Source organism: Pseudoalteromonas sp. G4 (genome assembly GCF_028875915.1).
Taxonomy (GTDB): Bacteria; Pseudomonadota; Gammaproteobacteria; order Enterobacterales; family Alteromonadaceae; genus Pseudoalteromonas.
Genome location: NZ_JAPEHW010000001.1, coordinates 53,135 through 67,531, shown reverse-complemented (window position 1 = coordinate 67,531; position 14,397 = coordinate 53,135). Strand labels below are relative to the sequence as shown.

The 14,397-nt window shown below is 40.8% G+C and carries 11 protein-coding genes, 1 pseudogene and 1 riboswitch; of the genes and pseudogenes, 6 read left to right on the top strand and 6 right to left on the bottom strand.

The genetic code is table 11. The features are described from left to right. Positions 1 to 205: 205 nt before the first annotated feature. A complete protein-coding gene (locus ON073_RS00285; protein WP_274759859.1) occupies positions 206 to 1,501 on the top strand; it encodes an MDR family MFS transporter in 1,296 nt (431 codons plus the stop codon). 88 nt (positions 1,502 to 1,589) lie between these two features. On the opposite strand, the pseudogene ON073_RS00280 reads toward ON073_RS00285, so the two are convergent. Further along, positions 1,590 to 2,113, bottom strand: a pseudogene (locus ON073_RS00280) (YbhB/YbcL family Raf kinase inhibitor-like protein). Positions 2,114 to 2,507: 394 nt separating this feature from the next. On the opposite strand from ON073_RS00280, the gene ON073_RS00275 reads away from it, so the two are divergent. Both ON073_RS00275 and ON073_RS00270 read left to right on the top strand, forming a co-directional pair. Beyond that, positions 2,508 to 3,026: a GNAT family N-acetyltransferase gene (locus ON073_RS00275; protein WP_274759858.1), complete on the top strand. Its 519-nt coding sequence runs from the start codon at positions 2,508 to 2,510 to the stop codon at positions 3,024 to 3,026. Between the two features lie 184 nt (positions 3,027 to 3,210). Continuing rightward, on the top strand, positions 3,211 to 3,615 hold the full coding sequence (locus tag ON073_RS00270; RefSeq protein WP_274759857.1) for a hypothetical protein: 405 nt from the start codon (positions 3,211 to 3,213) through the stop codon (positions 3,613 to 3,615). Between the two features lie 50 nt (positions 3,616 to 3,665). Here ON073_RS00270 and ON073_RS00265 read toward each other — a convergent pair whose 3' ends face one another. Together ON073_RS00265 and ON073_RS00260 are read right to left on the bottom strand one after the other, a co-directional pair. Then, the gene (locus tag ON073_RS00265; RefSeq protein WP_274759856.1) at positions 3,666 to 4,592 is read right to left on the bottom strand and encodes a hypothetical protein; all 927 of its coding nucleotides are present in this window, start codon (positions 4,590 to 4,592) and stop codon (positions 3,666 to 3,668) included. Between the two features lie 72 nt (positions 4,593 to 4,664). Beyond that, positions 4,665 to 5,600: a LysR family transcriptional regulator gene (locus ON073_RS00260; RefSeq protein ID WP_274759855.1), complete on the bottom strand. Its 936-nt coding sequence runs from the start codon at positions 5,598 to 5,600 to the stop codon at positions 4,665 to 4,667. Between the two features lie 163 nt (positions 5,601 to 5,763). Here ON073_RS00260 and ppc point away from each other — a divergent pair, with 163 nt between their 5' ends. Beyond that, positions 5,764 to 8,325: a phosphoenolpyruvate carboxylase gene (gene ppc / locus ON073_RS00255; protein WP_274759854.1), complete on the top strand. Its 2,562-nt coding sequence runs from the start codon at positions 5,764 to 5,766 to the stop codon at positions 8,323 to 8,325. 65 nt (positions 8,326 to 8,390) lie between these two features. Here the strand turns inward: ppc and astB are convergent, their stop codons facing one another. Both astB and ON073_RS00245 read right to left on the bottom strand, forming a co-directional pair. After that, positions 8,391 to 9,728: an N-succinylarginine dihydrolase gene (astB, locus tag ON073_RS00250; RefSeq protein WP_274759853.1), complete on the bottom strand. Its 1,338-nt coding sequence runs from the start codon at positions 9,726 to 9,728 to the stop codon at positions 8,391 to 8,393. A 127-nt stretch (positions 9,729 to 9,855) separates the two neighbouring features. After that, a complete protein-coding gene (locus ON073_RS00245; protein WP_274759852.1) occupies positions 9,856 to 10,491 on the bottom strand; it encodes a hypothetical protein in 636 nt (211 codons plus the stop codon). 184 nt (positions 10,492 to 10,675) lie between these two features. Next, a riboswitch (cobalamin riboswitch) is annotated at positions 10,676 to 10,864 on the bottom strand. A 139-nt stretch (positions 10,865 to 11,003) separates the two neighbouring features. Between ON073_RS00245 and ON073_RS00240 the strand changes: the two genes are divergently transcribed. Continuing rightward, positions 11,004 to 11,714 carry a lipoate--protein ligase family protein gene (locus ON073_RS00240; RefSeq protein ID WP_274759851.1) on the top strand — a complete coding sequence of 237 codons (711 nt, stop codon included), beginning with the start codon at positions 11,004 to 11,006 and terminating at the stop codon, positions 11,712 to 11,714. An 89-nt stretch (positions 11,715 to 11,803) separates the two neighbouring features. After that, positions 11,804 to 13,351 carry a dipeptidase gene (locus ON073_RS00235; protein WP_274759850.1) on the top strand — a complete coding sequence of 516 codons (1,548 nt, stop codon included), beginning with the start codon at positions 11,804 to 11,806 and terminating at the stop codon, positions 13,349 to 13,351. Positions 13,352 to 13,411: 60 nt separating this feature from the next. On the opposite strand, the gene glsA is transcribed toward ON073_RS00235, so the two are convergent. After that, a complete protein-coding gene (gene glsA, locus ON073_RS00230; protein ID WP_274759849.1) occupies positions 13,412 to 14,395 on the bottom strand; it encodes a glutaminase A in 984 nt (327 codons plus the stop codon). Between the last annotated feature and the right edge of the window lie 2 nt (positions 14,396 to 14,397).

Genomic DNA, 14,397 nt, shown 5'->3' with positions numbered 1-14,397 from the left:
CACTGAGGTTATTTTCTTTTTAACTAAATTTTAGTTTTATCTCTTAATCGGCCTTTATTTTTAAGGTTTTTATCGCGCTACTAACCTCTGCTCAAATGAGATGAATAAACTGAAGTCTATAAGAAATAGTTTTTAAATTACGGCTTGACCTAAAAGCAACTTGAGGTTTTAGCATGCCACTTTTCACAGCAATAAGAACAAAATAATGAACAGTGATATTTCAATTTCTCGTCTCAAGCAATTCCCGCCTTTAATGTGGATTATGCTATTTGGCTCGTTTATAACACGCGGCAGTTTTTATATGGTTTGGCCATTTTTGGCAGTGATTCTGTATAAAAAGTTTGCCCTTTCGGCAACTGAAGTCGGTTCGGTATTGTCGCTCGCTGCGGTTATTTCGGTGTTTGTCAGTTTTGTTGGTAGCACCCTTTCAGATAAGCTTGGCCGAAAGCCTATGATGTACGCCACAGGTGTACTTTATATTGTCTCGTTTAGTTTGCTTGCCATCGCCGACACAATCTTAATGTTTACTATTGTGATTACGCTTTGCTCTATTGCAACCTCACTTTGGCGACCGCTGGCATCGGCTTTAATTGGCGATATTATTGTTGATAAAGCAACTCGCGAACTTGCAATGCAATCGCTCTATTTTGCGGTTAATGTTGGCTGTGCGGTTGGCCCAATGCTCGGGGTTTGGCTTGGCTTAACTGGCGAGCAATCGAGCTTTTTTATTACTGTTTACGCCTTTGCTTTTTTACTTGTGTTATTAACCTGGGGGTTTAAACATCAAGATAAAATCCAATCAAAAGTGGATTTAGATAACGCACAAAGTGCGCCCAGCACCGAAACACCTGAAACAAAAACCGGCTTTAAACAAACCTTCAGCGTGCTAGTACAAGATAAACTGTTACAGTGCCTTATTTTGGCGAACATTTTGTGCTTTTTTATTTATGGTCAAATGGATAGTTCACTGGTGCAATACCTCACCCGTGCGGGCGCAAATAACTTGCTCGAACTTATTTCATCAATGATCTTTACCAACGCGTTAGTGATCATTACCTGCCAATTTTTGCTGCTTAAATTAATGGCATCGCGGCCAATTTTAGTGCGTATTCGTTTTGGCTTGGTGTTACTTATCATCTCGCAAATCTGGTTTGCTTTTAATCCAATTACTTTTTTTGCAGGTTGGTTAGGTGCGGTGGTCATTATGAGCCTTGCTGAGGCCATTTTATTCCCTACCATGAGCGTACATGTTGACCGCATTGCGCCAACTAACCTTCGCGGCGCATATTTTGGCGCAACCGCATTTTACGATTTAGGTTATGCCTTTGCCCCAATAGGCGGCGGCATACTGCTTGATATGTATGATGGGCGAACCCTATTTTTAGTGTGTAGTGCTATTGCTGTGGTGGTATTTTTACTTTATCTCATTATGGATAAATTAAAGCGCCCAGCATTTATTACAGAGCAGCTTGCAACTGAACAAGCGGCTAAAACAGCGTAAATTTTTTAGTTTTAAGTTTTGTTTTTTACAGTCAAAACAAAAAAAGCCAGCATTCACATACTGGCTTTTTTCTTAACACTTAAATAAATTAATCGCGTTTATACACCGCCTCAATCGTTGCTTTTGCCAATGTATTGGCATTCACCATATAGCCTGTCACAGCGCTTTCTTTGCTAACGCAAACACCGTAAATTGATAACGATGAATGCCATGCCCTTTTGGTGGACACGCACCACCAAAACCATTTCCCCCAAAGTCGTTATTAATTTGTACTGCACCTTCTGGCAGTTGTGGGCTTGAACTACTGCCCGCGCCAGTTACTAGTTCAGAAGTGCTCGCAGGTAAATCTGTAACCTGCCAATGCCACCAGCCGCTGCCAGTTGGCGCATCAGGATCATAGGCAAAAACAGCAAACGCTTTGGTCTCTTTAGGTGCACCGCTCCACGCTAAATGCGGAGATATATTTTCACCTTCACAGCCAAAGCCATTAAAAACATGCTTATTTGAAAGCATTTCACCGTTCGCAATATCATTACTAGTAAGTGTAAAGGTGTTAGCCCAAAGCTGCGCGGCTGATAACAATAAAGTACCGCCTATAATTTGTTTTAACATAGTATATCCCTTATTGATTACTTGCTCATGTTAAGCATAAACACGTTTAAAATCATAGTTTTTTAAGATGATCGGACGTTTTTCGCAGATCGTAAATATAAAACAGATCTTAAACTCGAGCTTGATACACGAATGAAAAGGCAGTTTCACAGATATGATTAGTGTAAGGCACTGTTAAAGTTAAATTGCTTCAGTACTATGCGATTCTTTGTGATTTAATAACCAACAACCAGCCTTGCTTATAAATTACATGTTGTTAAAAAAACAGATATTGCTAACTTTCTTAACTTCATCAATAAGCATTGTGAAAACTTCAAATTTAAACTTAAACATGTTTCACTAAATACAATTTAATAACATTCCCTACTGGCGATTTAACGTAAAAGGACTTCATTTGCCTATTCAAATATCACCTCAAATCATTTTAAGACCCTTAAATCTTTCAGATGCATCTGCAATTTTGTCGTTAGTAAACCTTAATCGCGAGCGACTGGCTGAATATTTATACTGGGTCGAAGATGTGCAGTGTGTTGATTCTGCCAAGCAATATATATTTGATCGTGTAAACAACGGTTTGAATGAAGCGCACTGGTTCAAAATTTACTTTAACAATGAAATATGTGGCGTATTTGCAGTTAAATCAGTCTGCCCACAAACGCATGTCGCTGAATTAGGTTATTGGCTTGGCGATAGTGCCAAGGGCAATGGTGTAATTAGTCAAATTGTAAATTATTTACCAAAGCTATTAGCAAACACATCAGCCAACGCCATCGAATTTAGATGCCTTGAACAAAATCATGCAAGTATTAAAGTAGCACTTCGCGCTGGTGCTAACCTTGTGGGCTCTATACCAGATTTTATGGTGGCAAATGGTATTAAACAAAATTTAAATATTTATCGTGTCACACTTTGATTTAACTTAGTGCGTTGCAAAGCCTTTTTAAACTCTTACACACTAACTGTAATGATCCTACTTCAAAATTTCTGTTAAATTAAAAGTGATGAAAAAGTCGTCATCTTCACAATAATAAATGTTAAGTTATAAGACACTAATAGTATTAGTTAACCTAAACCGGAATAAATAGGGAGCTAAAATAATGGATGAAGTCGGCACAGCTAGAATTTATCTGTTAAGAGCAATGTATGCATTTATTGCCTTTGGCTTAGGTGTAACTACCCTGCCCGATATAGTTTCTGGTTCTGGTCGATTTGCCGATTCAGACACCATTATCAATGCCATCTTAATGGGCTTTTGCCTTCTCTCGCTACTCGGTATAAAGTACCCACTTAAAATGTTACCAGTGCTTTTACTGGAACTTATTTGGAAAGTGTTTTGGCTTTTAGTTTATGCCTTACCTATGTATTTAAATCACTCTCTCGATGAATACGCACAAGAGCTAGTTTTTGCGTGCGCTATGGGGGTTATTCTTACACCGCTTGTACTGCCATGGGGCTATTTAGTTACACATTACCTAAAAGCCCCCGCAACACCATGGCGGTAACTGAAAATATTAGTTACCGTCCTTACCTAAACGCTTTGATAAGTTATTTTTTACTGGGAAAGGGTACTATCTTTTAACGTAGATTCTTTATCTGTGGCATGCTGAATTAGATTAACCAGTAACTTACCATGCATTGGCGTAAAACCCGTTTTCTCGAGTTTTTTCTCAAGGTAGTTAGCAAAGTTTTTACGCTTATCGTGATGAGTACGCAGCGTAAACAGCAGTTCATTTTGCTTTTGGTTTATGAGTCTCGTGTTATAAATAGGGTCTTCATCAGGCCAGTTTTCAACGGGCACACCCTTAGTTTGATAAACATAACTAGAAAGAGTTTGGTTGATTTTTGAATAATCACTTTGACCAATTAACAGCTCTAACTCTTTCAATAAGCCACGGTAAAGTACGCGTGGAAACAAGCTGTAGAAATCTTTGTTTTGAAACGCTTTGCCTTTTTCAGTTTGCTGCCAATCCGCAAAACTCGACTTGAGCGCGTGCACAAAAATACGCCCAACAAAATGCACTTTTAAATAGCTGCCACCTTGTTTATCAGCGCTTTGTAATAGGTTGCTTAAACGTTTGCGATAATTACGGTTTTCTGCTTTTAAACGGCTTACTTCAGCTTCTAATGCAAGTTCGCTTTCACCTTTTTCAAGCTGTTGCTTTTGTAATTGGGCAATTCGCAGTTGAGCGCTTTGTAATACATCACGGGTGTCTTTTAGCTCTTGCAGCACACTGCCATTTTTAATTTTGAAGTTTAAATTGTGCGTACTGTTTGCACTAGTTTGAGTTACCAAAGGTTTAGCGGCTTTGGTAAGCGCTTGGTTAAGCTTTTTCTCTAAAATTTTCCCTGACTGACTGCCTTTTAGTAACGTGGTTAAATGGCTATTTATTTCGTTTAAATACCAAGTATGCAACTGCTTACTTTGCGCCGCGGTTAACCCACTAAATGGGTTTGCATTTTCCTTTTCAAGTTCAGACACCTAATGCCTCAAATCCATTCTTTCTAATTATAAATTTCGGGCCTAATAGTAGCAGAAAAAAGTACTAAAACTCTAGTTTGGCGGCATAGTTTTAGAGCCCACTTGTGAGCGCTCTAAAATCGCTACACCTTGTTCTTTCATAAAGGCTTCAAATGCACTGGCAAGCAAGCTTTGTTTTCTATCTTGTCGTTTCGCTAAAAACCACGTACTGCGAATAGGAAACCCTTTTACATCTAGCTTCACCAAGCCGGGTACTTCGCCATAATCAAGGGCATGACGGCTTAAAATGGAGAGCCCTAAACCAGACGCAACGGCGTACTTTATTGCTTCGTTACTTTCGATCGTCATTTTTTCATTTAAGGTTAATTGTTGCTCAGTGCAAAATTGCTCAATTAAATTGCGTGTACCCGAGCCTTTTTCACGCATTATAAATGGGTAATGCGATAAACGGTTTAGGCTGACTTCTTGTTGTAAATGCAATTCGTGCCTTGCTGGTGCGATTACCACCAGTTCGTTATCGAGCAACGGTGTTTTAATAATTTCGGGGCGCTCAGGGCACTGGCTAAAAAAGTAAAAATCATCTTCGTTGGCTTCTATACGCTCTTTTACTTCCTGACGGTTACCAATTTTTAGGTTGATATCTACCTTTGGGTGCTTTTTACAAAACGCCCCTAGAATCAGTGGCAAGAAATACTTAGCAGTTGAGACCACACATAAATTAAGCGAACCCGATGTCACACTTTTAAGCTCATCAATCGATACAGACAAATTATGAAAACTAGTAAATACCTCATTGGCGCACTTTAACAAGGCTTTTCCTGCATCGGTAAGCACAATGGTTTTGCCATGCTGGTGATAGACCGGCATATCCACCGTTTCGCTTAATTGCTTTAACTGAATCGACACTGAGGGTTGGGACACATGTAACTGCTGCGCCACCAAGGAAATACTTTTGTATTGATCAAGCGCTTTTAAGAGCTGCAACTGTCTTACTGTAGGTAATCGCATAGCTATATAGATTTTTATTTATATAACTTAACATAAATATATATTAGCGTTTATTTAATTGCGCGCATAGACTAATTTTTGTCTTATAAATGCATAAAATACAACCTGCATCTCAGAACAACAACGCAGGTGGTGATGCTTTGTATTGGGGAATGAGGAAGTTATGTTAGAAACCATATCGAATAATGTACGCGCGTTAGGTGAAGTACTCGGTCAAACAATTGCCGAAGACAAAGGCGATGGTTGGGTTGATAAAATTGAAGAAGTACGCCTACTAGGTAAGCGTATTGTGGCAGGTGAAAACCATGCAGTTGAAGACCTACAAACAATTTTTGCAAATAGTAGCGAGCAAGATTTATTAATTCATGCCCGCGCATTTAGCCAGTTTTTAAACCTTGCGAATGTGGCGGAGCAACAACACACCACCAGTGAGCAAGGCTTAGCAGAGCTTGATTTGCCGCATCCGCTTGATTCACTGTCAGAAAAATTAACCGGTATTGACGCAAACGCGTTTAAACAAGCGCTTAAAAAGCTGCATATCGAACTGGTGTTAACTGCGCACCCAACCGAAGTTAACCGCCGCACTTTTATTCATAAATACAACGAAGTGGCTGATGAACTCAGTAAAGGGGAAGCACCCCTGAGCGAACGCGTGCAAGAAATCATTGAACAAGCGTGGCATACCAATGAAATTAGGCAGCAGCGCCCAACACCACTTGATGAATCACGTTGGGGCTTACACGCCATTACCGACAGTTTATGGCATGCGGTACCGCAATTTGTACGCGAATTAGATGAGCTTTCTCAAACCCTGATTGGCGAGTCGCTGGCTGAAGATATTGTGCCTATTACCATGGCCAGCTGGATGGCAGGCGACAGAGACGGCAACCCTTTTGTTACCGCCAAGCTCAGTAAACAAGCTATTTTACAAGCGCGATTAATTGCCGCAGAGCTCTACTTAACGGACTTTGAATCTCTTTATTTAGAATTATCGATGCACAAAGCAACTGATGATTTAATTGAAGCGGATATTAATAATATTGGCCCGTATCGCGCGGTGATCACACAGTTAATTAGCGAACTTAAAGAATCAATTACACTGCTACGTGATGGCAAAACAAAAGGTGCCATTTCATCTTCAGAAGACTTACTTACGCCATTAAAAGCATGCCGCAACAGTTTATTGGCAGTCGGTCTTACTCGCGTTGCTAATTCACAAGTGCTTGACTTAATTCGCAAGGTGCAATGTTTCGGTATTTCACTGGTAAAACTGGACATTCGTCAACACAGTGAACGCCACGATGAAGCCATTGGCGAGATTGTAAGCGCACTCGATTTAGGCGATTACGCAACTTGGGATGAAGCACGCCGTGTTGAATTTTTACTCGGCGAAATAAATAATCCGCGCCCATTATTACCGTGTGTCACTTGGAGTGAAAATACCCAAGAAGTGCTCGATACCTTTGCTATGGTGGCTAAGCAACCGCGCGAAGTGCTGGGTATTTATATTATCTCAATGGCGAGCAAAGTGAGCGATGTGCTGGCGGTAAACCTGTTAATGAAAGCCACAAGTTTTAATTGGGATATGCCAATTGCACCGCTATTTGAAACATTGGATGATTTAAATAACGCGCCAAAAGTGATGGGCGACTTGCTAAACATAGAGCAATATTTAACGCGCTGTAAAAAGCAGCAGTACGTGATGATAGGCTACAGTGATTCGGCAAAAGATGCAGGCGTGTTAGCGGCCACATGGGCGCAATACCAAGCGCAAGAAGCACTGGTGCAAGTATTTAAACAATTTGAGGTCGAGCTAAAATTATTCCATGGCCGTGGCGGTACCATTGGTCGCGGGGGCGGTCCTGCACACGATGCAATTGCATCGCAACCGCCGGGCACACTCGATGGTGGCTTACGTGTCACCGAACAAGGTGAAACCATTCGCTATAAGTTTGGTTTGCCAAACCTTGCTGTACGCAGTTTACACTTGTATGCCAGTGCGATTTTAGAAAGCTTAATTCACCCACAACCTGTGCCACCCGCATCATGGCGAGAGCTTATGAACAACATGGCATCGCTTAGTTGTGAAATTTACCGCAGTTATATCCGCGAAGAACCAAATTTTGTGCGCTATTTCCGTCAAGCAACGCCAGAGCAAGAGTTATCATCATTGCCACTTGGCTCACGCCCAAGCAAGCGCCGCTCAGATGGTGGCATTGAATCACTGCGCGCTATTCCATGGATATTTGCGTGGAGCCAAAACCGTTTAGTCTTGCCTAGTTGGTTGGGCCTTGGTCAGGCAATTAAAGCATTTTATCAAGAAAATGCCGCGCTGATGAACGAAATGCTAGAAAACTGGCCGTATTTTAAAGCCCGTATTTCATTGACTGAAATGGTGTATTTGAAGTCCGATCCACAATTATCAGCACTGTATGACGCAGCCCTTGTTGAACCTGAACTTCAAGGTTTAGGTGAACAACTGCGCAGCCAATTACAACAAGATGAGCAAGCTGTACTGACTTTGCTTAACCAAGCTCACACACTTGAGAGCGATCCTTGGAACTTAAGCTCATTTAGATTACGTCAGCCTTATTTAGTACCGCTGCACTTGTTACAAATTGAGGCGTTAAAACGCTTACGCAAAAAGCCAGAACACCCTGAAAGCGAGCAAGTGCTTATGGTCACCATGGCAGGTATTGCTACGGGAATGCGAAATACAGGGTGATTTAAACTCTTACAATTTAAATAAAAAAGGCGAGGTTACCCTCGCCTTTTTGTTTCTTCTCACGTTCAGTCCATTTGAAATGGGTAAATTGAACCAAGCTTTAAAATTTGGCTTAATTCATCAAGGGCTGTTTGGCTTTCTACAAGTAAACTTGGGTCAGCTAAATCGTCTTCTGCAATCGCATCTCGATAATGCTTTTCAACCCATGCTGTTAGGGTATGGTATTTCGCTTCATTCATTAAACATTCAGGGGCAACCGCACTTAACTCTAATTCATTTAGTGGTACCCGAAGGCGCAAACACGCAGGTCCACCACCGTTTTTCATGCTTTGTTGCAAGTCAAAATAAATCACCTGAGATATAGGGTTACTCGCCTCGCAAAGGGTCTCAAGATAAGTCGCCACTTTATCGTTAGTTTGGCATTCGGTGGGGGCCACAATGGCCATAGTGCCGTTTGGTAATGTAATTAACTGGCTGTTAAAAATGTAGCTTGAAACTGCATCTTCAACACTCACATAATCGCTGCTGACTTCAATTAAATGCAGTGGTTTATCACCTTGGTATTTTGTGTGAATAGCCTCAACCGCGCGTGCGGATTGATAAAATGCCATTTCATGATAAAGCAGCACATTTTCGTTACCAATTGCGATTACATCATTATGAAATACCCCTTGATCGATAACATTTGGGTTTTGTTGCACAAACAAGCAATCCACTTCGCTTAATCCATGTGCGCGAGCAACAGCTTCGCTGGCAGCTAAGGTTTGTCTTGCAGGGTAAATTTTTGGTTTGATATCTGATAACGCATCTTCACCATAAACAAAGAGCGACAACCCTTTTTCGTTGTGCGAGTTGGCTAAACGGGTGTGATTTGCAGCACCTTCATCGCCCAATAATGGATGATGTGGTAGTGGCGCATGATGGGTAAAATACTGCGTATTATTAAAAATAGCTTTAAGGGTACGGCTTGTTTGCTCTGCTTCTATGGCACGGTGTAGTTTGTTACTTAAATTGGCCGGCGTAAAGTGCACTTTACCATCGTCACAATCCAAACTGTTCGATACTGTTGCCGCATTTGCTGACCACATGGATGATGCCGAATAACAGGCTTTTAAAAACTGCGGCGCATGTTTAGCTGCTTTTGTAATTACGTCTTTATCGCTACCTGAAAAACCCAACTTCCTTAATGTGTAAGTATCTGGGCGAACCTGCGGCGGTAAAATGCCCTGCTTTAAGCCGAGCTTTGTCATCGCCAGCATTTTTTCAAGGCCTTGTAGCGCAGCTTTTTTCGGATTGGCGATTTGCTTTGCGTTATTTTTAGATGCGACGTTACCAAACGATAAGCCGCTATAGTTATGGGTTGGGCCAACCAACCCATCAAAATTCACTTCGTACACTGTCATCTTTGCATCCTTTTAGTGCAACGTTGCACTTTTATTAGGCGTTTTTCGTGTTTAAAACCGAAAAAGCGTGAATACAAAGTTAAATTGCTAAATGCATGCCAGGTAATGAAATTTAATTTTCACTGTGTTAGTTATCTTGATTAACAGTATTTAACGTTTTTAAAATACCCAGTTGGGGTTTTAAGAAATAACACGAAAGGTAAAGCACCAAGGCAATGGCAACATAACCAAACGGGTTCGTCACATATGGAATATAATACTGTGCGACACGCTCTGCGTAGGTACTTAACGGCATATCGCTAAATTTACCCGATAGCCAATAATAGCTTGCATTTGAGGTTAAAAATGCAATGGAACTTGCAAGCCATAAGTTAAAAAGTGCCACGATTGTTTTTACTGCAACAGCAAGTTTCGTTTCATCAAGTTTTAGCTGCAAGCTCTTATGACCCGCCCACCAAAGTACATAATATCCAACAAACAAAAATGGGTATGAAGGTGTAATGCAATCACCAAAATCGCCGCGATAATAGCTGCTAGTTAAATCAATCGACACACTTAACACCACAAATACAGCAAAAGTGCGGTGCTTAGACGCCAGCAAACCTAAGATAAAGAAAATCGCCGTGCTAGCACTTGGCAAATGGAGCGCAGAAGCAAAATGATAAGGGCGAGTAGCAATCATCAAAATCGCTAGTATTGTAAAAATCAGCGATGAGAACTGCCTTACGTTAATTGGGGTAAATAAATTTGAACGATCTGTCATTGTTGTGTTTCCGCATGCTAAAACCAATGCGATAGGAAATGACAAGATACAAATCACAATCCTTGGCTTTAATAGCAAGGAATGGCAATACCATGTTCAGATAATTAGATGATCAATTACGGTGACCACAGATTTATGTAATTGGTATAAAGCGATTGTGTTCTCGTTGCTCACCGCCCACCGCAGTACTCGAGTGAACTAGGCCGGTCTCCGGACTCCTGTTCATCGCACTGACAGCACCTTCCCATCAAAATTGACAGTGGTGGTTGTCGCTCACAGTTACCGTTGCGGGGGCAGTTCCAGATTTAAACTGGATTCCCGTTTAAACATTGTTTTGAAAAAAACATTAGTCACCTAATTACAACGCAAATATATGTCAGCTAATACTTTCAAATCAAGCTAAGACATTATTCTTATTAATACTTTTAGTTTGAAGATATAACCAAATTGCATGCACTGCTAAAAATTTAAAACTAAGGTATGCTACACAAAAAGTTAACCTTTAATTAGCGATGTCAAAAGTAAAAGCCAAAGTACTTCGTTTCAATCAGATCTCTGTTGAAGCTGTTTTTGAAAAAGAAAGTGAGTTAATTAGCCAACTGCAAAACGGCAATTTAGACCAAGCCCTGTTACTTTGGCAAAGCGATAAGCCGACGTTGGTTTTACCCTCGGGTAATAAATGGCAACAAAGCGAAGCGCTTGAAACTAAGCTAAAGAAAACCGGTTGGCAGCTTTATGCCCGTAAAACTGGCGGTGCGCCTGTACCACAATGTGAAGGGGTAATTAATGTGTCTTACATGTATGTATTGCCAGAGCACATTCCCTACTCTATTCCAAATGCCTACAAAGACTTTTGTGCTATTTTGTCTTCGTTTTTTTCGCAGTTTAATATCAATGTTGAAACTCACGCCACCCCCGGCAGTTATTGCGATGGCGATTACAATCTTAATATTGAAGGTAAAAAAGTCGTTGGCACCGCACAGCGTGTACTGCTTAAAAAAGGCGGAGGCAAAATTGTACTGGCGCAAGCCTGCATTTTAGTAAATGCAAATATGCCAACATTAGTTGCACCTGTTAACCTTTGTTATGAACATCATCAACAGCTAGAGCATGTCATTGCTGATGTGCACACCTGTTTGTTTGAACATACTACCGAGAAGCCAGATACTGAGGCGCTTTACCAACGCCTATTTACCAGTTTTATAAATCCTCAAAAAACATAGATCGGATTGATCGTAAAACCCTTTTTTTAGTGTTCAGCGGTGATACACTTGGCACTTCTTTAGTCGTAAATTACCTTTGGAGTGCTCCCTTGAAATTCGCTCTTCTTCCATGTGCTGCATTATTTGCAAGCCATGTATTTGCATCTGTTAGCCCAGCAACTGATAAGTTGGCCGACTATGCTGTAACACACTATCAAAACGCGCAAATTCATACATTGGGCAATATGGTGTCATTCCCAACCGTTAATAAAAAAGACATTGATACACCGCAAAACCCAGACTTTATTGGTTTTAAATCGCTATTAAAAATGAAAGCGTCAGAGCTTGGTTTTGATTACCAAGATTTTGGGCACACCGTATTAATCGGTATGGGTGAACAACAAGAGAAAGTAACCATAGTAACCCATGGCGATGTGCAACCAGCAGACCCAACAAAATGGCAGCAAAGCCCATTTTTACTTGATAAAACCTCAGAGCCTGGCAAATTGATTGGTCGAGGCACAGAAGATGATAAAGGCGCAATTGCGACTGCGCTTTATGCTATGAAAACGCTTAAAGATAACAATGTTAAGCTTAACAATCGCATCGAGCTTATGGTGTACCTTGCTGAAGAATCAGATTGGGAGCCACTAAAGCGCTTTATGAAAAGCTATCATCAGCCAAAATATGCCGTCACTATTGATGCGTCTTACCCTGTGGTTGTAGCCGAAAAAGGCTGGAGTTTAATTGCGCCAACATTTACAGGCTCATCGCCAAAAACCGGGGTGTATGTTAGCGAGTTAAATGGCGGTGCATTTGTTAGTCAAATCCCAGAAGATGCTAGTATAGTGCTTCATAATGCTGATGAAACTACACTTACAAAGGTTAAACAAAACATCGATTCACTTAAAGATGTTCACGTTACACTTACACCACAAGGCGATACATTTTTAATAAATGTAAAAGGCGAATCGGCACACTCTTCAGAACCAGAAGCAGGTCACAATGCCATTGCTCATTTAGCTGAAATATTTAAAGGCATTGATTTAGAGAATAACAGCGATGGCCAAGCAATTGAGTTTATTAATCAACTCATTGGCCTTGATTTATACGGCGCGCAATTTGGTGAGATTGCCTACCGTCACGATTTTATGGGGCCAATGACTGTGGCGCCAACATTACTGAAACGCAGCGAAAATGGCCTTAAATTATCCGTTAATTTGCGCCGACCAGTTGGCAAAACAGAGGCGCTATTAAAATCTCAAATTGATACTGCCCTAAACAATTGGCAAGCTAATAACAATGTGACATTAAATAACGTGGAAATTCATATTGGTACGCCGATGCTGCTTGATGATGCACCGCACGCTGAAGCGCTTTTAGATATCTTTAAACATTTCACTGGTGATAATGATGCCAGCTTTGTTTCAATTGGTGGTGGTACCAATGCCAAGTTATTTGATAACGCTGTGTCGTTTGGTCCTTCGATGCCTGGAAAAAAATACACAGGTCACTCCGAGCACGAGTATTTATTTGGTCCTTCGATGCCTGGAAAAAAATACACAGGTCACTCCGAGCACGAGTATTTAACGCCTGAGCAAATGGCGCTTAACCTAAAAATGTATACCGCCATGATGGTAAAACTTGGCAATATGTAAAAATCAATATCCATAAAAAAAAGCGCAGACTTTACTGCGCTTTTTTTGTTTTAATGAATGTTAAAAAATATTCGCATCCATTGCATCAGCAATATAATCAATGGCTTTTTGAGCACGAACACTATTGCCCGCTTGATCTAAACGCGGTGAAAATACTGCAATGGAGAAGCGCTCTGGCGCAACCGCAATAATGCCGCCACCTACACCGCTTTTCGCAGGTAAGCCAACTTTAAATGCCCAATCACCACTGGTTTCATATAAACCGGCAGTGGTCATTACCGCAAGCAAGCGCTCTACGTTTTCTTCACTCATGAGTTTTTTATTGGTAATTGGGTGCACACCACGATTTGCAAATGGCGATGCCATAACAGCTAAATCTGACACTGTCACACCAATAGAGCATTGCCGAGTGTAAATATCGAGGTTATCTTTCACATCACCGTAAAAACGATCATATGACTTTAATAATTCGGCGATAGCTAAGTTATGTCCGTTTGTTTCCGACTCAGATTGATAAATGTTTTTTAGTACAGGTAGCTCTGTATTTGCAAATTCGTTATACCAGTGAGATAGGTTTTGCCATTTATTCTCTTTATCACCCTCAAGTAAACTTACCGTCGCCATTGCGCCTGCATTTACTAATGGATTAACACTGCGCGCTTTATTTAGCTCGATTGCAGCAACTGAGTTAAAGGGTAAACCCGTTGCATTCACACCAATTTTTGAAGCTACCTGATCAGCACCTTTAGCTTCAAGGGCAAGTGCTAACGTAAACACCTTTGAAATTGATTGAATTGAAAAACGTGAATCCACATCGCCATAGGTGTACATTTTACCATCATTTGTGACCAGTGCGATACCAAATAGCTCTGAATCCACTTTAGCCAATGCCGGGATATAATCGGCGTTAGCACCTGCTTTTTCGTTTTTATACATACTATGCGCTTTTGCTAAAAGCGCCTCGATTTCACTAACTTTTGCAACCTTTGCAACACCACTTAATGGCACTAAAAGGATGAGTGTAAGTAACCATTTTTTCATCATCA

Bases quoted from the DNA above. Each gene is read 5' to 3' on its own strand.
- ON073_RS00285 (WP_274759859.1), top strand. From the start codon at position 206: ATGAACAGTGATATTTCAATTTCTCGTCTCAAGCAATTCCCGCCTTTA.
- ON073_RS00270 (WP_274759857.1), top strand. From the start codon at position 3,211: ATGGATGAAGTCGGCACAGCTAGAATTTATCTGTTAAGAGCAATGTAT.
- ON073_RS00260 (WP_274759855.1), bottom strand. From the start codon at position 5,600: ATGCGATTACCTACAGTAAGACAGTTGCAGCTCTTAAAAGCGCTTGAT.
- ppc (WP_274759854.1), top strand. From the start codon at position 5,764: ATGTTAGAAACCATATCGAATAATGTACGCGCGTTAGGTGAAGTACTC.
- astB (WP_274759853.1), bottom strand. From the start codon at position 9,728: ATGACAGTGTACGAAGTGAATTTTGATGGGTTGGTTGGCCCAACCCAT.
- ON073_RS00245 (WP_274759852.1), bottom strand. From the start codon at position 10,491: ATGACAGATCGTTCAAATTTATTTACCCCAATTAACGTAAGGCAGTTC.
- ON073_RS00240 (WP_274759851.1), top strand. From the start codon at position 11,004: ATGTCAAAAGTAAAAGCCAAAGTACTTCGTTTCAATCAGATCTCTGTT.
- glsA (WP_274759849.1), bottom strand. From the start codon at position 14,395: ATGATGAAAAAATGGTTACTTACACTCATCCTTTTAGTGCCATTAAGT.